The organism is Ktedonobacter sp. SOSP1-52 (genome assembly GCF_016587395.1).
In genome coordinates, this window is record NZ_BNJH01000001.1 from 3,210,968 (window position 1) to 3,229,206 (window position 18,239).

The 18,239-nt window shown below is 54.2% G+C and carries 17 protein-coding genes and 1 pseudogene; 7 read left to right on the forward strand and 11 right to left on the reverse strand.

Going from position 1 to position 18,239, the window contains the following annotated elements:
- Positions 1-447: 447 nt before the first annotated feature.
- The 3 genes and pseudogenes from JMJ16_RS15405 to JMJ16_RS15415 all read right to left on the reverse strand — a co-directional run bounded on the left by JMJ16_RS15405 (position 448) and on the right by JMJ16_RS15415 (position 3,959).
- Positions 448-723 (reverse strand): hypothetical protein, encoded by a 276-nt coding sequence (locus tag JMJ16_RS15405; protein ID WP_201382589.1) that lies wholly within the window; start codon positions 721-723, stop codon positions 448-450.
- Between the two features lie 516 nt (positions 724-1,239).
- Positions 1,240-2,208, reverse strand: a complete 969-nt coding sequence (locus tag JMJ16_RS15410; protein WP_236601519.1) for a hypothetical protein — start codon at positions 2,206-2,208, stop codon at positions 1,240-1,242.
- An 85-nt stretch (positions 2,209-2,293) separates the two neighbouring features.
- Positions 2,294-3,959, reverse strand: a pseudogene (locus JMJ16_RS15415) (IS1182 family transposase).
- A gap of 233 nt (positions 3,960-4,192) precedes the next feature.
- Between JMJ16_RS15415 and JMJ16_RS15420 the strand changes: the two are divergent.
- Positions 4,193-4,492 carry a hypothetical protein gene (locus JMJ16_RS15420; RefSeq protein WP_201382590.1) on the forward strand — a complete coding sequence of 100 codons (300 nt, stop codon included), beginning with the start codon at positions 4,193-4,195 and terminating at the stop codon, positions 4,490-4,492.
- A 4-nt stretch (positions 4,493-4,496) separates the two neighbouring features.
- Here the strand turns inward: JMJ16_RS15420 and JMJ16_RS15425 are convergent, their stop codons facing one another.
- Both JMJ16_RS15425 and JMJ16_RS15430 read right to left on the reverse strand, forming a co-directional pair.
- On the reverse strand, positions 4,497-5,093 hold the full coding sequence (locus JMJ16_RS15425) for a 3'-5' exonuclease (RefSeq protein WP_201382591.1): 597 nt from the start codon (positions 5,091-5,093) through the stop codon (positions 4,497-4,499).
- A 1,108-nt stretch (positions 5,094-6,201) separates the two neighbouring features.
- On the reverse strand, positions 6,202-6,546 hold the full coding sequence (locus JMJ16_RS15430; RefSeq protein WP_201382592.1) for a hypothetical protein: 345 nt from the start codon (positions 6,544-6,546) through the stop codon (positions 6,202-6,204).
- Positions 6,547-6,635: 89 nt separating this feature from the next.
- Here JMJ16_RS15430 and JMJ16_RS15435 point away from each other — a divergent pair, with 89 nt between their 5' ends.
- Both JMJ16_RS15435 and JMJ16_RS15440 read left to right on the forward strand, forming a co-directional pair.
- On the forward strand, positions 6,636-7,304 hold the full coding sequence (locus tag JMJ16_RS15435; RefSeq protein WP_201382593.1) for a hypothetical protein: 669 nt from the start codon (positions 6,636-6,638) through the stop codon (positions 7,302-7,304).
- 985 nt (positions 7,305-8,289) lie between these two features.
- The gene (locus JMJ16_RS15440) at positions 8,290-8,631 is read left to right on the forward strand and encodes a hypothetical protein (RefSeq protein ID WP_201382595.1); all 342 of its coding nucleotides are present in this window, start codon (positions 8,290-8,292) and stop codon (positions 8,629-8,631) included.
- A gap of 271 nt (positions 8,632-8,902) precedes the next feature.
- Here the strand turns inward: JMJ16_RS15440 and JMJ16_RS15445 are convergent, their stop codons facing one another.
- Both JMJ16_RS15445 and JMJ16_RS15450 read right to left on the reverse strand, forming a co-directional pair.
- Entirely contained in the window at positions 8,903-9,064 is a 162-nt protein-coding gene (locus JMJ16_RS15445) for a hypothetical protein (RefSeq protein ID WP_201382597.1), read from the reverse strand.
- Positions 9,065-9,133: 69 nt separating this feature from the next.
- A complete protein-coding gene (locus JMJ16_RS15450) occupies positions 9,134-9,517 on the reverse strand; it encodes a hypothetical protein (protein ID WP_201382598.1) in 384 nt (127 codons plus the stop codon).
- 28 nt (positions 9,518-9,545) lie between these two features.
- Here JMJ16_RS15450 and JMJ16_RS15455 point away from each other — a divergent pair, with 28 nt between their 5' ends.
- A complete protein-coding gene (locus tag JMJ16_RS15455) occupies positions 9,546-10,064 on the forward strand; it encodes a hypothetical protein (RefSeq protein WP_201382600.1) in 519 nt (172 codons plus the stop codon).
- Positions 10,065-10,336: 272 nt separating this feature from the next.
- On the opposite strand, the gene JMJ16_RS15460 is transcribed toward JMJ16_RS15455, so the two are convergent.
- Positions 10,337-11,311 carry a hypothetical protein gene (locus JMJ16_RS15460; protein ID WP_201382602.1) on the reverse strand — a complete coding sequence of 325 codons (975 nt, stop codon included), beginning with the start codon at positions 11,309-11,311 and terminating at the stop codon, positions 10,337-10,339.
- A gap of 386 nt (positions 11,312-11,697) precedes the next feature.
- Here JMJ16_RS15460 and JMJ16_RS15465 point away from each other — a divergent pair, with 386 nt between their 5' ends.
- Genes JMJ16_RS15465 through JMJ16_RS15475 form a run of 3 tightly spaced genes read left to right on the forward strand, consistent with a single transcriptional unit; the run spans position 11,698 to position 13,539 of the window.
- A complete protein-coding gene (locus tag JMJ16_RS15465) occupies positions 11,698-12,276 on the forward strand; it encodes an RNA polymerase sigma factor (RefSeq protein WP_201382604.1) in 579 nt (192 codons plus the stop codon).
- Positions 12,263-12,502 carry a hypothetical protein gene (locus JMJ16_RS15470; RefSeq protein ID WP_201382606.1) on the forward strand — a complete coding sequence of 80 codons (240 nt, stop codon included), beginning with the start codon at positions 12,263-12,265 and terminating at the stop codon, positions 12,500-12,502. The genes JMJ16_RS15465 and JMJ16_RS15470 overlap by 14 nt, the downstream gene beginning before the upstream one ends.
- A complete protein-coding gene (locus tag JMJ16_RS15475) occupies positions 12,502-13,539 on the forward strand; it encodes a DUF4179 domain-containing protein (RefSeq protein WP_236601582.1) in 1,038 nt (345 codons plus the stop codon). Before JMJ16_RS15470 ends, JMJ16_RS15475 begins: the two co-directional genes overlap by 1 nt.
- Positions 13,540-14,536: 997 nt before the next feature.
- On the opposite strand, the gene JMJ16_RS15480 is transcribed toward JMJ16_RS15475, so the two are convergent.
- The 3 genes from JMJ16_RS15480 to JMJ16_RS15490 all read right to left on the reverse strand — a co-directional run bounded on the left by JMJ16_RS15480 (position 14,537) and on the right by JMJ16_RS15490 (position 18,141).
- Positions 14,537-15,346, reverse strand: coding sequence for a DUF899 family protein (locus JMJ16_RS15480; protein WP_201382609.1), 810 nt, complete (start codon positions 15,344-15,346; stop codon positions 14,537-14,539).
- A 372-nt stretch (positions 15,347-15,718) separates the two neighbouring features.
- Positions 15,719-16,666 carry a nucleoside hydrolase gene (locus JMJ16_RS15485; RefSeq protein ID WP_201382611.1) on the reverse strand — a complete coding sequence of 316 codons (948 nt, stop codon included), beginning with the start codon at positions 16,664-16,666 and terminating at the stop codon, positions 15,719-15,721.
- Positions 16,667-16,683: 17 nt separating this feature from the next.
- Entirely contained in the window at positions 16,684-18,141 is a 1,458-nt protein-coding gene (locus JMJ16_RS15490; RefSeq protein ID WP_201382613.1) for an MFS transporter, read from the reverse strand.
- Positions 18,142-18,239 lie beyond the last annotated feature (98 nt).

An 18,239-nucleotide genomic window follows, 5' to 3' on the forward strand; every position in this document is an offset into this window, starting at 1 on the left:
ATCAGGAGCGGCATGCCTGGATGGGGTACCACCTGTGCTCACCTTTGAGGGCAAAAGCTTGCTCTTTTGGGCAAAAGCCGCTCACTCTTCGGGGCATTTACTAGCTCCCACTTGTTGGCAAAAAACGCGACCGCCGCAGTAAATCTTTCGTCGCGCGAACTCCTCAGGAGTTGTCTCCATCTCACTCATCTGTACCTTTTCCTTCGCATCGAAAAACCACGGCTCGGACAACGTATACTGCTCATTAAAGACCTAGGCAGGTTAAGGAATGTGCTTTGTCAGGTGCCGATTCCAGTCACGCCTTGGGAAAACGGCTGGAGCTGGGCTGTTGGAAGCGGTGCGCTTATACCGCTTCGCTTACCATCTGGCGTGGCCTCCAGGGTCACGCCAGCATTGGTTTTGCATGTGTAATTGTCTGTTCTGGTCCTAAGAACTGATCTCTTCTGGCTAGCGACCACGCCCGTAGCCATAGCCACGCCCGTAGCCATAGCCACGCCCGTAGCCATAGCCACGCCCGTAGCCATAGCCACGCCCATAGCCATAGCCACGCCCATAGCCGTAGCCACCCGGGCCGCCCCGTGTAGAGGTTACATGAGTTTGTGCTTTCGTGGGGGTAAGGCTTGTTGCGGAGGCGTTAGCTGTCGTTCCCATGACTAAGGCAACGGCGACGATCGCGCTGAGCATGACCAGACATAGGGTTTTCCGTATGGTAGAAAGTTGCATGTCTTTTTTCTCCTTAGTGCCTGAGCCTCGATTGCTCCTGTCATGTATATCGTTTGACGATGCTACTACAAACGCTACTAAGAAATACTGCAAAAGTGTAGTTTTTGTATACTACTTGTACTACTTATACTCTATCAAGCAAACTCATCGAGATGAATAGACTTTACTAACCAAAATAAAGTCAGTACAGCTTTTAGTACAGCCACACTCACCAACTTACACAAGAGATTACCAACACCCGCAAACAAAATACCAAGATTTTAAGCACTAGGAGGATAACTGGTAGAATCCCACTAACCGGTGGCTGAGCACAACGCTCCCTTGCGTAGCCGAACGAGAGGCCGAAGGCGAGCAGGCTCGGCTACGGAAAGCGGCTCACTTGCCTGTTTTTTTCGCCGCCCTCGTCTCTTCGGCTCAACCCATGGCGGGGGAGCGATTTTGTAGTGCAAAAGTTCGCTCATCGTCCAGATATGGTCCGTGAGCCCCGCCGCCATCGCAGGCGTACAGGCTCTGCCCTCATGCGCCGATTTTTGAGAGTTCGTGATGCGGCCAGCACAAATTGTAGGTCGTGCCCAGCAGGTACATTCCCGTCTCTAAGGGACGCAGACGGCGAGCGCTCTGGCGGCACTTGCGCGTCAAGGCGGCCAGCCGCTGGCGCATCGTGGCATTCAAGCGTTCAATGAACGCCGTGTTGAGCACATTGCCGCCTTTCGACTGCTGGAGGAGCCGCTCCGCTTCCTCTTGCGACCCGTAGGACATCGTGCGCGTGACCTCAACCACCCGTTTCTTCTGCGTTCGCTTGATGACCGTTCCAATGTGCAGCTCCGGCCACACGCACAAGCGAGCTCGCCCTCGTCCTCGTTTGTCTTTGACCTTTTCACGGAAGGCTCGCTTGATACTGCCTGGATAGGCCGCCCAGCCATCGGTCAAGACCAGCAGCGCTTTCAAGGGCTCTGCACAGCGTCGAGCCTGCTGGAGAAGTCGATCAGCAAGGGTTCGATCACGGGTGAGTGAGACGGTCCCAGCCAGCCACAGGCGGGTCTTGACCATCATCGCTAGCCCCATCCATGCCACCATTTTAGAGCCTTTGACCCGAATCTCATCTGCTTGCACATGCTGCAAGTCCAACTGGCCGGTTTCGATGACATCTTGATGTACCAATTGGCAATGGGCTCCGGCTCGGTCTCGCCAACTTGCCACAGTGCGTTCATCCAGACGAAAGGCATGAACAATAGCTTGAATTGGACAGCCGTACGCCAGCAGCGTCACCACGATCACAATGAGCTCGGTTGGCTTGCGCAGCCCCTCCAGCATGGTTCCTCTGCGAGCACTAAACGTCTTGCGACAGCAAGTACAACGGTAACGCTCTCGCTTGCGATCATGAATGACGATGTTACCTGCCCCGATTTGCCCTCTTGCGCAACACGTCGAATTGGGGCAGAATTGTTTCGACGGCTCCATTGAGGGAAATATGATCTTTTGCATATCCATATCTTGTCAATGGAGCCTGATGTTTGCAAGTCCCTCCCACTTTCACCAGTTAATGATATTGTTGGCGAATGAGCAGAAGCTACGCAACAGCTACTTGCTTGACAGAAGCGAGCAGCTCTGCAAAACGAGAGGTTGGCGTGGTTGCCAGCTTCGCTTCTGCAATCCAATGACAAGCCCGAAGCATGTTGATGGAGGTCGCTGTTAGAAACGCCTGGAGATTGAGCTTTTTCATGCCAATGTATCGGGATCTGCGTATCTCACAGGTACGTACACTTTGAGCAACGGTTCCTTCAATGCCTGCTCGCGCTGCATACAACGCCCGGAATTCAGCGGTTTCCTGACGTTTTCGAGCCTGCTGAAGTGCCACATAGCTGGCTTCATCTGGTCGCAAAATGAGCACTTTGGCTGCGGTTGACGAGCACTTCTCATGAAGTGTGCAAACCCGACAAAGGGGAAGGGGAAACCGGATACGCAGACTTGGCTTTCCATGTCGATCAGGGATATGTCCCCAATCTCGGCTTGTCTGCCCAGCCGGACACAGGACCTGTTTGGCCTTCCAATCAATGTGGAAGTGGCTATGATCAAAACGCCCAGCTTCTTTTGAGGCCCAACTGGTATCAGGAAGAACCGGCCCAACCAGATCAACCTGGTGGCGATGCTGACTCGTGGCAAGCAGTTCGGCGTCCACATAGCCTTTATCGACCAGGTGCTGGCTGGGGAGAAGTTGCTTGCCAGCCAAGCGTTCATGAAGATTTTCCATGACGTCTCCATCTGGGAGCGTGGATGCTGTCGTGGTGACTTCGAGCACAAAATGAGGCTGATCAGCGTCACATCCTTCGGTAAAATGCACTTTGTAGCCAACCCATCCTGTCTGCTTCTTCTTGCTGTATCGCGCCTCCACATCATATGGCGATTGGATCAAGAGCGCTGCTGGGGGAAGCTCCTGATCTTTTCTCCAAGGCGTTCCCTGCTCACTCGCGTGATACTGCTGGATCCAAATCCTTCGCAGAATCTCTACGGCTGGGAGTTCTTGTAACCAGGCATGGGTTGTGCTGCCCCAGATGCTCTCCAGGAGCCTTCGGCCGTCAGCTCCAATCTGCTCTGCGAGCTCTTGACGCGCTTTCTCGTCCTTTGGTAAACGAAAGTCGCTAAAGCGTGATCTATATCGTTTTTCCCATTCAGGTTGAACACGCTCAAGAAGCCAATCGGGAGCTACTTCTGCCAGGATATTGAGGACATGGCGCATGGCTTCTCCAACACCTTCAAGACGGTTCACAGCTCGAATAGCTGCCAGAACATGCGTTGAATCCGTGCGTTGTTTGCCTCGTGCTTTGATCCAGCCTCGTTCTCGGAATTGAGATAACATGAGATCAAAAAGACGGCGCTCAGCTTGATTAGCCAGGAGACGACCACGAAATTCACTCAACACGGAAAAATCAAATCCTGGATCCTTGATTTCCAAGCGGAAGCGCGTATTTCCAATCAATGCGCGTTTTCACTGCATCCGCTGCTTGCCGATCCGTTAACCCCTCTGCGTATTGCATCACCATCGCCAAAGCGAGCCGCCAAGGGGATTCCGCTGGTTGTCCTTTTGCTGGAAACAGGTCCAGGAAATCTTCATCCTGAAAAAACGTTCCTAATGCATCTCGCATATGAATACATGTATTTCCCTTGGGCAAAATGGCGCGTGCTATCTGTACGGTTTCTTCTGGGACTGGCGGGATCGCTTGTGGATGTAGTGACATGAGTTCTCTCCTGAATGCTTGTCTTTTTTGTGCTCCTTTAGTATCTCATATTTTGCTCCATATCAATTCGCCAACAATATCTTAATGGAGTCCTACCGGTGGTAAAAGATGCAAGGAAATTTTATATGTCGGAGTATGCTTGTTTTACATCAAAAATATAGGAATACAGCGAAAAGTTAGTGTCGAGATACGGAAAATTAATTCTACGAACAACACACTCGGCTTATGTTAGTTTGGATGGAATATGGCAGAACGGTCCCACAGGTACCTTCGACTACTGGTTGGGTCTGGGCGGTCCCCCCGCAGGGCTAGGAGAGATTGCAGTGGGCAGAAAACGCAATAACTGCTTTGAAGTCTACGCAGTTGACCGAGTTGATGGTTTTGCCTGGCACACCACCCAAGTCAACCAATCTGATTCGAGCAGCGGTTTCGGCGAGTGGTTGACTGGCATGGGCATTCAAGGACTAGGGCAAATAGCAATAGGCTCGAATAGCGATGGTCTGCTTGGGGTCTTTGCAATACAACGGAAATAGTTTATCAAGGTTTCTGACCACTTGCTCTGCGATGCAAGTCTGCGAGGCGGAGCATGACGTGTGCGGTGAGCAGAGCGTCTGTTGCGGCGCTGTGGAGGTGACCGCCCTGTGGGAGCGAGATGCCCAGGCATTGGCAGGCTGTGTGCAGGGATTGAGAGCGGTAGTCAGCGAAGCCACGTGGCTCGCCATGGACGACGGCGTACCAGTTCATGACGCATTGTCCCTGCCAGATTTCCGGGGGACGGAGGGCGAAGGCGCGAGCGGAATGGCGCAGCATGGCATAGTCAAAGTCAGCGTGATACATGACGGTTTTGCGGCCAGCAATGTGGGTGAGGATGTCGGGCCAGATTTCGGGGTAGGTAGGGCACTGTTCCAGATCGGCATCGGTGATGCCGTGGATGGCCGTTGCTTCTGGTGTCACAGGAACGGTAGGTCTGATACGCCAGGAGTGGGGGATGAGATCCGGGCCGCACACGCCAACCTCTATGACCTGGTCTTTCATTCCCAACCCAGTGGTCTCTACATCGAGGGCGCACCATTTGTGTGCCTCGACGATGGTGGCCACCCGCCAGAGAACATGGGAGCGATCAGCCGCAGGCATGCGTCTACGTTCTCTTCCCATTTCTTTCCCTTTCTGCTGGAGTTTCAGGTGTATTGTACCAGAATGTGGTATGTACCGCCAGGCAGAGGAACACGGGGCATCGCGGCAAAAGCGGAAGAGAGAGGAGGAGAGAGCTGGGCGCAATGATGGCGTGACCATCATTTCCATTGTTGGGATGTGAGGAGGAGCGTTGCCGAGGTGAGTGGGATGTTCTTTGGGCTGTGTAGCATGTAGAAGGCGTACGATATCGCATTGATTTGCCTATAGTCGTATCTGAGGAGGTCGGCGCGAGGCTCCTCTTGTTCCTGGGAAGGGTGATCTAGCGGGACGCGTGGGTGTGCTATGTGGGGTGAAAGGGCGTGCGGAGGTGAGTGCTGCCAGCTTTCCCTTTCGTGTGACTGAGAGCTCGATCTGGCCTGTTCTCTCGTCGTGCTTTGGGTGTTTGTGGGGGAGAAGTGCAGGAGTTGCTTGATTGGTCTTGGAAGGATATACACGTATATTGGAGTGGTATATACTCTGGATTATTCCCCACACGTATTTGGGGTGATATCCATAATCCATGGTTTAGTCGAAAGAGCGAGTCGGTTGCGACCGCTCTTTTTGTGTGGGGAGCCAGGCGTCGATGGTGCCCTTCCTCGTGAAATGTTGCCAGGAACACTGGTAACAGGTTATCAGTGAGAGTGACCTGAAGAGGAGGAGCAGCAGCCGTAGGTATGCAAGAGGGTGAGAGCTCCCAAGAGGGAGACCTGTTTGCTGCGCCTGGTGGTTCCCTGCGGCGGCGTATCTTGCCTATAGCCATAGTGGGGAAAAGTGGCAACTGGTTGCCGATGGGAACCCTGCCTATAGTCTCTTGGATAAGAATGGCGCAGGAGGATGGTGTGGAAACCGGGTTTCCAGCGCACGAGAGGGGAGGCGCCAGGAGGAGTGTGTGTGGTGATGTGGGTGGTGAATGGTTGGTCGTAGTGGAGGGTGTGTCTATGTGAGTAAAGGCATGCGATATCGTATAGATTTCTGTGGAATGGGGCAGGTAGTGGTGATGCTGGTGCGGCACTGGTTGCACTGGTAGGAGGGAGATGAGGATCATGGAGATTATTGATGGTGAGGAGCACTATAGCAAAGATGAACTGTTCGCGGAGGTTTGCCGGCGAGGGCTGGCGATCTCCATGCGCAAAAAGATAGAGGTGGTCTCAGCGTCAGCGAGGATCGCCATCAATGCATCCACAGGTAGCGGTTTCTTGATTTCGCGCATGAGTCTGAGGCTGGTGGTCTGCTCCTGGTCATCGGCCGTCGCGTTGAGCCGGTCCAGCAAAAACTGGGCCTCCACCAGGTCCAAATAGTCATGCCTGCGCAGATCTTCCAGGGCCTCCATGCCAAGCGTCTCAAAGCTGGGCGGGACAACCAGTATCTTTTGCGTGTTCTGGATGGGGTTATTTAGATGCGATTGCCCTGCCATCAGCCGTTTCACGTTTGTATCGACACAATGGATGCGATACAATACGTTGTCTGTTATTTTTTCGAGAGAGAAAGAGGAAGAGATTGGGTATGCCAGGCGAGTTTCAAGAGGGGCAAGGGATCGTGTCCTCGATTCAGGAAGAAGTGGCAGAAGTGCGGCGTTCGCTCGGTGACGATCTGCCTGCCAGAGCACTGTTCGAACGCTACAGGCCAGAGCGAGGATGGTTTTTGCGTCCCGATTCCGCCGAAGATATTCATGGCATCGATCACGAAGCACGTGTGCTGATCTGGCAAGAACTGTTGGCACGCCTGCTGATCAAAGATGGCGCAGCGCTTGATCAAGAAGCCTTGCGCTGGGCAGCCGCAACGCACGATACGCAGCGTGTTTCTGACGGCATCGATTTTCCCCATGGGCAGCGAGCAGCCGCCTGGGTTGAGCGACACCTTCTTCATCGCATCCCTGTAGGTTCGCTTGATACCGTCCTGTATCTGAACACCTGGCATGTGCCTTTAGATGATCAGGCACCAGAGATGACGCCCGAACTGGCCGTGTTTAAGGATGCCGACGCCTTGGACCGTGTGCGCATCGACGACTTTAACGCGCGTTATCTGCGCTGCCGTTACTCACATACGCTTTTACAATACCTGGCGCAGGAGCTTTTTGACCGGAGCGAGGCCAAACGCTGGGGCGAGGGATACGCCGCTTTTGATTGCGTGTGTGTGGCGGCAGTGGAAATGGGACTGATTCACCCGGATTGACCCCAGCCTCCATACAAATTGATACGAGTGATGAGGTTAAAAAGTCCATCTAGTACACGGTGGCTTAAATATACTCACGATTGAGAAACAGTGTGAAAAGCCTTCTAGTACACCATCCAAGGACGGACAAACCTCAGAGCGCCTTCATGTCCTGCATCGTGGAGGCAAACTGACACGAAATGGGGCATATGCCCCATGTGCTCCTCTCCTCTTATGGAGTAGATTATCTCTAGACACATCGATGATCCCTGAAGAGAGAATGTTCACTTGTGCAAAACGTTCCTGGAGGACGATGCTATACCTACTTATCCTTCCGCTGTGAAGAAAACCACCGGACGCTGGCTCTGGTTTATAGGAGGGATGACCTTTCTGATTGCATTCCTCTTGTCTTGCTTCATACTGCTGCGTTCCTCATTGGCGCTGGCATTCCTGCTAGGCAAACTGTAGGTAGAGCATGCCTGCTTTGGCTCTAGACCTTGATTCAGCGTTTTATTCATATTAATGAGGAACGCAGCACTAGGCCAGGCCCAGCAGCAGCATCCAAGACAGGACCGAGAACCTCAGGGAAAACACACTCCCACCTGACCCCCACCAACATCTATGTCCTCGCCACCTCCTTCAGACGCAGCACTCCTGAATGACTCCCATCCAGCAACACTAACGGCGACACCTCCTGTTTCACCTCCAGTCGCACACTCCTTACCCGCACCATCCACCCAAAGCGCTCTCCCACCCTCTGATCCTTCTGCTTCAGCAACAACTCCTCCATCCAACGCCACATCCTCACACACCGAGGACAATAACGTTCCCACCATATCAAGCGCAAACACCTCTGCAACCACGCTCCCTGCCGTCTCCTGGCTGTATCGCTGCTGCTGCTCTCCATATCCTTTCACTGCCTCTAACTGGAGATGCCGCACCCACCACCAGCGCTGATCGGAGCGGAAGAGAGGCGGATGCTGAGTCTCGCAAGAGTGGGGTGAGCATGCCTGTCGAGGGCGTCGCAACACTGGAGGAGGAAGCATATCGGCTGCAGCTGGAGGAACGTCGTATCGAGGGATTGCGAACCGAACTTGACCTCCAGCGGCAATCACTGGCCAATGCTCAGGGGATTGCGTGTCAGGTACTTCAGTGGATCTATCCTGATCTTGACGAGGAGCTGGTGCTGGCCATGGCACAGCAGATCCCACTCAAGGGGAAGGAGCAGGAGCAAAGACGTCTGCGGCGAGTGATTGAGGCGAGTGCTCGGTCACGTGATGGCGCAGCGGAGCTTCCTGCCGAGAATATTGTGCCGTTGTTTCGGGGGAGAGGAGCAGGGGGAGCGTGAATGCTCCTGGAGGGATAGACCGGGCGCATTGGCGTGATATATACTCCTGCTATTACCCGCGAACAAGAGGGATGGAATCCATGGTTTCGTCGAAAGAGCGAGTCCTTGCGACCCGCTCTTTTTTTCGCAGGTTGCGACGCCGACGAGAATGCTCCAGGCGTGTTTCGTGGGAAAAGGAAAAGAGCAGGTGGGAGAGCAGCATCAGCTGAGTGTGGTGGGCGGTGTGAGCCAGGCGTAGAGAGAGGGATATCTGCGGTGGTGACCGGCGGCTCTAAGACCTTTGCCTGCGGTGTGCTGCCTGGCGGAAGGCATTGGTCATGGTCTCTAGCTGGGATGGAGGTTCTTGTTGACGTGAGATGACCAGGTCGCGAAGGTCGGCGGCGATCTGCAGTTGTGAGACTGGCGCAGCTGGGGTGACATGGTGTGCATGCACAGAGCATGCGCCTGGCCGAGGAGAAGAAGCGGGTGGATGCCGGCGCTATCCTCATTGTGGGGAGAACTCTCACTGTGCGGATTGCTGCTTGCTTCCCGAAACACGCATGTCGCTCTCCGTTTTCACACAGAGTGTTTCCATATTCTGGTTGCCGCGTGATTGGAGAAGAGGGAGCGCTGGATGATGGGGATGGGCAGGTGTGTATGTGCCTCGCGACCAGCGTGAGGGGAGCAGAATGCTGGCGCGAATACATTTCGGAGAAAATTGGAAGAGTTTGACCTGGAGGAGAGAGGGGGAGATAGGGTAGGCTTCTTTCAAGAAGATCGCGGGAGCCGCGGTCGAGAGTTGAAAGGAGCCTTGTTCATGGAGATGAAGCGAAAACGTGTTGATCGATATGTGTTGGGGCTGCTGCAGGCGGTGGCGGCCTAGTTGGTGGTGATGCTGGTGCGGCACTGGTTGCACTGGTAGGAGGGAGATGAGGATGAAGAGTATTGATGGTGAGGAGTGCTATAGCAGAGAGGAATTGTTCGCGGAGGTTCGCCGGCGAGGGCTGGTGATTTACGACAGTCTCTTTGAGGAGTGGCAGAAGTGTGGTGTGATGGCGGTGAGCCGTCGGAAAGGGCGAGGGAGGAAGAAAGGAGTTGCCGGGTGGTGGTCGCGGCAGCAGGTGGAATTGTTATGTACGCTTTGTCGCATGAAGCGGGAGCAGAAGCTGACGTCAGTGGCGCCGCAATGCAATATTCCCGTTTGGGTTTGGATGTACTGGGGAGAGGGCTATGGGGTGAGTTTGGAGCAGGTGAAGCGTGCGATGCAGGCGTGGGCCGAGCGTCGATATCCTGCTCGCGCGAAGGAGGCCAGGGCGGGAGCACGCCAACTGGTGCGGCTGGTCGCCAATGACGAGTGCTCTGGGACGCAGCGCCGTGTCGAGGAGTATCGGGCGTTTCGTGGGAAGTCGGAGAGGGAAGGCTCTGGGCAGAGAGATGAAGGGGACTTCCATTGAGGAGCGCTCTCATGTGCCTGGCGATCCCCAGTGTGCGAGGTGGTTCCTTTTTCTCCTTCTGCTGCTGCTGGCAGCCAATCAGAGGAAATGTCTGCAAGAGATGGCCTGCTATGCGTTTGCCCCTTTTTCTGCTCGCGAGGGCGTGTGAAGGCCATCTCTGGTCATGATGTAGGGGCCCAGGGATGGCCGTTGCCAGTTGATAGCGTTGCTATATGTATGGTACCTGCGAGCCCACCTCATATCTTGAGGGAGGTCTCACGATCGTGCGTTGCTCACATTGTGGAGAGAGGCTCTTGGATGTCAGGATCGGAAAAGACGTCGAGGAGGCCGCTGAGCATGGAGAGCATGTCATCAATCCACTCGCCATGCCCAGCAGATCGCACGGCGAGCAGGAGCGGAGGGAGGATTGCTCCCCAGTTCAGGAACAATGTCTGCTGCATTTCAGCGGTGACGAGCGCATTACGCCGGGGAAAGCACGCCGCCAACTGGCGCAGGAGTTGGCAGCAGATGAGATAGTCCTCACGTGCTTGCGCCCACTCCTGGGTTGTGGCGTGAAGAAGGGTCTCGCGGTATCGAGGAAGGGTAAAGATCTCACGAAGTGAGAGCAGCCATGGGAGCGGATCCTCGGAGCTTGTCTGAGGATCTGCCTTGGCCTGCGCGATCGTGGAGAGTCTTTGAAGTGTAGCGCGCACGCCTTCAGATACTACCTCATCTGGCTCGTAGTCAGGGACAGCGAGCAGAGAGAAAAGGAACTCGTTGAAATCTGTCCACGCGTCAATGCCTACCTGGCGAATCACCTTGTCAGGCCGCGGGGAAAATCTCCATTTGGGCTCGACGTATTGCTTGAGCACTGTGCTCAGGTGCCAGAGCGCGTCCTCTGGGTCTTGTGCTCCACCGGTAAAACTTTGGAGTGTTGTGTCGATGGCATGGAGCCAGTGGTGCAAGAGAGGTTCAAAGGGAACCTCATAGCTACCAAGCCAGAGCGCGAGAAAGCGCCGGTGGCGCCCATTTCCACGTTCAATCACATCATACAAGAACATGGCGTGCTCGATACTCTCCGGCCCCCAGACGTAGACAGGGCTCTTTGAGCCTGGATGAGAGATGCGCCTGGGCGAAGGAAGCATTTTTTCACTGATGAGTTGTGTGATTCTGCGTTTGGTAAAGTTGGGGCGTCCGGATTGCTCCAGGATGGAGAGGAGCCTCTCTTCTGTGATTTCTGTTTGTGGATCAACGTTCTCTTTTGGCATGGCTTGCCCTCCACTTGCTATAGCGCTCTATGAGCGTGAGAATGGCTACGATTGCACCGGGAAGTGCGCAAGACCCTGGAATTATGAGAATCCACACAAACGCTGTCAGTATGCAATGACAAATACCTTTCCCTGTTCTCAGTTCTGAGAGAACCGGAACAGCAATGTCGCTTGTATCTGTCGATGATCCTCCCGAGCATCGAGTGGTTGTTCTTCTCCTAGGACGAGGTTCTTGCTCGTTTTTCACCCCACTTTTTGGTTAGAACCCAAAACTATGGTGTACATTGTGTCCCTTTTTTCGTCCATCGGTGTTTATATAGCGTCTACGAAGATCGATCTTCATTCCAGGTGGATGATAAAAACACATGTAGATGGAAAACGAATTTATGAAAAAATTTCTAGCGCCTCCAGCGGTCTCCGATGATACTGACATGGAGGTTGTGTGGATAGAGGCGGCTCAGGCGAATCCTTCGGCCTTTGAGCCCCTCTATCTGCGGTATCGGGAACGCATGTATTACTACTTACGTACGCGAGTGCAAAGTGCAGAAGACGCGGCTGATCTGACTCATCAGGTCTTTCTCCAAGCGCTCCAGGCCTTGCCCAGGTATCGGTATCGCGGCGTTCCTTTCTCCGTCTGGCTGTTTCGTATTGCCCATCATACTGCGGTGAATGTTTCCAGTCGCCGTTTTTCCACGGTTCCCTGGGATGCTTTTGCGGAAGCCGTCGTATGCAAACCCGAGCAGGATCCAGAATCCTATGTCCTGCGTCAAGAAACCTTCACGCATGTAAGAAACCTGCTCCAGACCTTACCTGCCCACAAGCGTGAGTTGTTGGCCCTGCGCTTTGCCGCGGATCTGACCGTCCCTGAAATTGCCGCTATTATTGGCAAGCGTCCAGATACCATCAAAAAGCAACTTGCGCGCCTGTTACAATCCCTCAAGGAGGCTTGTCATGAAACCGAGTAATGCACAGTATGCAGACCTTTTTGATAATCATGCCGATGAGCAGCTCATTGAGCAAGCAACACGTTTGCAAGATCTCTATACCGCAGAGGAACTGCCCTCTTCGCTGAGTTGGGGGCGCTTCTCCCTGCAAGCGAGGCACCTCTCAGCCTCTTCTCGGGTGGAACATCGATCCCTTTCTCATTGGTTTCGGCCAGCATTTCCCTCCGGCGTATGGGTTTGGGCGTGATGGGTCTTGTCCTGGTGCTCCTGTTAAGTGCTTTTACGCTGTATTCTACCCATGCCCTCGACGCTCTCATGAGCGACCTCTTTACTGGAAGCTCCTCCACGCAGAAACTCTTAGAGGACAACCAGTTTACCAAGGTCAATCAAACGCAAACGATTGGCGGCTATCGTGTCACGGTAGAGAAAGTCTATGCCGATGCCAATCGGGTCCTTATTGGCGTCATTGCCACCTTGCCTGGGGCACATACTGCGCAAGAGTGGCAAGAACCTGCGCTGATGATGAACGATCACAATGAGCTGACGATCAAAAATGGGGGAAAACTTGCCGCCATCGGTGACGCAAGTGCCTATGATACCAGTGATCCTCATCATGGCAAAGAAGGTCATGTCTTCTCGTTTGATGCAGCAACGATCCAGGGGGCTCCCAAGAGTTTACCATTGGTGCTACGCCTGGGAGTCGATTGCCCATCGAGTGAGTGTCTCCATACCGTGACCTTCTCCTTTACCGTTCCTTTTCATGCGGGTCGTGTGCTTACTCCCCATCAGACGGTACGTGTTCAGGGGATCGCCCTCACGCTTGAGAAGGTCGTGGTGACGCCATCAGAAACCCGCCTCTATATTCGTGGACTGACGCCTCCCACTCCCCCCTCTGCGCCAGGGGCACTTCCAGCACAGTATACCGATTGGTCCTATGCTCTCAAACTGACCGTGGGTGGTCAAACCTACTCTGGCTATCGGTACCCTGGAAGTCCGAACATCTTTTTTTCAAGCCTCTATCCAGGAGCTGATCCCACATTACAAGATGGGGGCGGAGGCGAGGTGCCCATTTTCTTGAATCAGGACCCGAACATCGTAGGCATTTCGCTCTTCCAGCCGCTCTTTGAGAAGCATGGAAGCTGGACGCTGACAGTGACGAAAGAGGTGCAACATTTTCACCTCGAGAAAGATGCACATGGAACATCGAGTTATATAACGGATGGCTCGAAGCCCTCACCAGATCCATCTCTTGCTCCCTGGATGTTCACGTTTACACTGCCTTAGTCGTTCTGATCGCGAGCAGAGGAGCCTCTCTTGGTTTCATCAGAGAGGCAAAAAGGAGGGCAAGCCAATCTTCAGAAAGGAGGAGGCTTGCTTTCCTCCCTTCGTATAGAGGCATCTCTCTGCTGTGAGCAAACACCTACTACGAAGAATACAAGATGGTGTGCTCCACTGCATAGAAGGAGATTTTCGGAGAGGAGCAACGCTCATAAGGAGATCACCGAACGCTTCCTCTGGGAAACGCGAGGCAACCGACTCCTCAGAAGAGTGATAGGGATTGCGCTTGCAACGAGCCTTCCAGGGATATCAGGTACGATGTCACAAGGACGAGCCGCAAGGAGCAGGTTCGTGTGGTAGACCTGGGTGATGGGAATGAACGTGTAGACACTGATACCAACAATAGTTCTGTGGATGTTCCTTGCCAAGGAGGTTATCCATTTGGTGGAGATGCCACCAGTCACAGGATGCATACGTGTGGTCGATTGCGGGTATCAGGTTGCGCCATAACCTCTGTTGCTCAGTGAAAATAGCTTGGCCTCGATGGGTGAGTTTCAGGAAGAGGTCTCACCAGACTTCTCCCTGAAACTCGTTCGTTCGTGCCTAAAATTGGGGGAAAAGAGCCAGTAAGGTTTGAGGCGATTGCTATGGCAAGCTCGAGTACGGCTCAAGGGTGTCTTAGAGGATCCTGGCCTCCCATTGAAGGGTCAAGTTTCCATGCCGAATTTTGTGCGAGTGTTTGACCAACGAGGTTTTTGATTGCCTGCCAGCTTCCAACATAACTTTTTATGTGCTTATTGATGTGTCTGGCGTAGGCATAATAATAGTAAAAGCCAGTAAATCCTTTTTGTTTTGTCTTCAGGAAACGTTTAATTCCAGAATCAGGTCTCATGTTCTTCTTATTATGCATGGTGTGTTTGCGACGCACGATATTTCAAAAATGAGCCAGATCCAGAAAAGTGCAACTTCGGCGGTGCATCAGCTCGTTGCTTTCCCGCGCGTGTCACAGCTCGTTTTGGCAGCCGTGTGGGGCAGTGGCGGTAGCCCCGGTGCCCAGGTTGTCGGAGCGTCCGGCGGCCAGCCGGGACCATTGGGAGATGGGGCGTCCACTTATACGGAAGGAGTTGGGTTCGCTGGTGTTTTCTCCCCATCGTTGCGGCCAGCCAGCAGGCGAGTTCTCCCAGGTCTCCTGCCGACCATACACTGTCATGTCTAACAGTCCAAACGACGGTGCCATCACTTCATTGCCGCGGCCAGTGGTCCAGTAGGTCTCGAAGACCTGGTCACCGTCTCGGAGATAGCTGACCAGGATGCCGAAGTGCCGGCCTGCGATCAGCGGGTCCACGGAGTCCTGCGGCACCGAGTACCAGGGCATGGTCCAGCCCATGAAATCGCGATAGCGCGAGCTCTCCTCGTACGGTCCCTCACAGAACGTGGCGTAGGTGACGTCGCGAGAATGGAGATAGGACAGCTCGCTGATGTGGGTGGTGGAGAAGGTGCAGCCCTCGCACTGGCCTTCGGCAGGTTGACCGAAGTGCCACATGTGAAAGTAGGCGATCAGAAGCGATCGCGCCTCAAAGACCTCCAGCAGCGGGACCGGTCCGTGCACGCCGACAAGCTGGATGGAGGGGTCTACTTCCACCATCGGCAGCCGTCGGCGAGCTGCCGCAATTGCATCCCCGGCACGGGTGTGTGCCTTTTCCCGTACCCGCAGCGTGTTCAGTTCGGCCTGCCAAGTGGCTCGGTCTACCACTGTAGGCCGGGCAGAAGTGTCAAGGTTTCTGGCGAAATTGTGCTGATCAGGTGTCTTCATAGGTATCTCCTTCTTGCTTCTCCCTGCTTCGCATTCAGGATGCCTTCTGATGAGCAGAGATGCAACGACCATTTGTAAGTAGACCTATTCTACCAGCAGAGGAAGAAAAAACCTCTCCAATCTTGCTCAAGTCCTCGGTCTGCTGTCGAACGCCTGACCTGGGAGTGCGGGATACTCTGTGGACAGAAGTGGTGAAGAAGATGCTCAAAATCGACCCAGCCTGTTGAAAAAGTCCAGATAATCTCATCATTTTACCCTTGGGGCACACAATTCGAGCATAAATGGTAGCGATATCGTAGAATATGCTCATCCATTAGAGGCTTTTTTCAACAAGCTGTGGTCGAATTTGAGATAGTGAGCTTATCTTTTTCCTCAAATCGAAAAAGCAGCATGGATGCGCTCCAAGTAGAACTGAAGAAAACCGTCCACATCGACATCAACAGCCGCCAAGACATTGAAGGGAGCGGGCAGTGGTCGACTAGGGTTCTCGAAAGAGGCGACGGTCTCACCGAAGGTAAGCTTCCCTGTCAGTTCAATCTCCACGAATGCTCTTTGCCACGTGAGTAGATTGGGACGTACTACGGAAGCTAAGCAGAGGGGATCATGCATGTGGAAGACTTCTTGCTGGTTCGTCTGACCGTCGCAGTAAAAGTCCACCATGCGCTTGATGCAAGCAGTGATCGCGCTGCCATTCTTCATCAGTTCGTGTGCCTGGCGGCGTTTGAGCAGCGCCCGTTCAGTCACGTCCAGCGGGACCAAGCGAAGCGGCCAGTGAGCATGCAGCACGATCTGAGCGGCATGGGCATCCGCGAAGATATTTAACTCGGCGGCAGGGTTGACGTTGCCCGGCACACGTAATGCGCCCCCCATGATGACCACTTCACGTACCGCCTGCGCCAGCTTCGGCTCCTGGCGCACGGCCAGCGCAATGTTGGTCAATGGTCCCAATGCCACGAGCGTCACTTCGCCGGGAGCGGCCATCACCTTCTCAATAATCATTGTCACAGCATCGTGTTGTACTGGGCGCTGCCGTGGCTCCGGCAAGAAGATATTTCCCAGGCCATCGTCTCCATAGACCCCATTCGCATCAACGCGCCGCTGACCAACAAGCGGATCAGCACATCCACGTGCGACCGGAATATCCGTTCGTTTAAGCAACTCCAATAGCGCGAGCGCGTTGCGTGTCGTCTGCTCTACCGAGACATTCCCGCTTACCGTCGTAATTGCCTCTAGCTTGATCTCCTGCGAGGCCAGAGCCAGGAAGAGCGCCAGAGCATCATCTATCCCCGGATCAGTATCGAGAAGTATACGTACCATCATGTTTCTCCTTGTTCCAGTTATGAAGTATAGTCACGTTTTAACATAAAGATCGACAGAAGTATGCTGAGTACGGCAAAAGCGATTGCGCCAGAAAAGGCCCATTGAAAGCCTGCGACGAGCTCCACCGACGATGGTTGAGGATGTCCTGTCAGGACCGAACTACGCAGGTTCGCAAGCAAGACAAGCAAGGCAAGGCCAAGCGCCGTCCCGATCTGAGAGGCCATACTGACGAGGCTGGAGGCCAAACCTCGCTCGCTCACTGGAAGCTGCGAGGTGCCAATCGCCATGACAGCCACCTGCGCCATTCCCAGGCCAGCGCCCAACAAGACCAATCCAGGCAGTAGCCACAAGATGTCGTTGCCTGAAACAGACATGCGGGTGAACAGAAGCGCCCCCGCCGCAACCATCAGCAGACTGATCGCGGTCACCTTCTTTGCTCCGAGCCACCTGATGATCCTTGCGCAGAGAAATGATCCACAAAGGAGCGCCAGATTGGTTGGTAAGAAGCTGAGTCCTGTGAGGAACGATGAACTCCCTCGCACCTGCTGCATGTACAGAGTGAAGAAAAAGAGCGGCGTATTGGTCGCGGCGGAATACATCAGGGTGACCAGGCTCGCGCCAGCGATCTGAGGGCGCAAGAGAAAGCGCAGTGGGACGAGCGGATGCGCAAGGCGCCGTTCGAGAAAGCAGAAGAGCAGTAGGACAACGAGTGAACAGCCAGCAAGGAGCGCAGGCGAAGAGAGCCAGCGACCGTCTGGATGGGCCATCTGCGTCAAGGCAGCGATGAGCAAAACGATCCCCCCTGTCGAGAGCAGAGCGCCCAGAATATCCACTCGCGCCGAGGAAGAAGGCCGTTCGCGCACATCTGGCAACGCTTTGAGCGCGATGAGGAGCATCACGACAGCGAACGGAACATTCAGAAAAAAGATCCAGGGCCAGCCAAAGGAATCAGCCAGGAGCGTGCCCAGAATCGTTCCCGCCATACCGCCAATTGGACCAGCAGCGCTCCAGATTCCCAGAGCGCGGTGTCGTTGTGCGTCCTGGGGAAACGTATCAATGAGAAGGGCAAGGGCGGCAGGAATGACAATCGCGCAGCTAATCCCCTGTATGATCCGACCCACAATGAGCAAGAGCGATGACGTGGCAAAGCCGGAAGCAAGCAAGCCAGGCACACAGAGCAGCAAACCTAGGAGAAACAGACGCCGACGACCAAACAGGTCCGCAAGACGACCAGCAACCAGTAATCCGCCGCCAAAGGCGAGCGTGTACGCATTGGTGACCCATTGCAAGTTCTCGGAAGAGAAATGCAGGCCATTCTGAATCGCGGGGAGCACAAGTGTCACGCTCTGAAAGAGAAAGACATTGATAAATTGCGCGACACATAACAGCGCCAGGATGAACCAGGAGCGCGCGCTGGCCAGAGGAACAATACGGTCGTTTGCCTGCGGCGTGATGGGCCGATTCGCTATTGTCATCTGATAGACCTCCTTGCTATCGGTAACGCCACCTGCTATAACTATATTGACGGTGGCACAAAGAGAACACGTTCTGCTACCAGCAAAAGTAACATTGC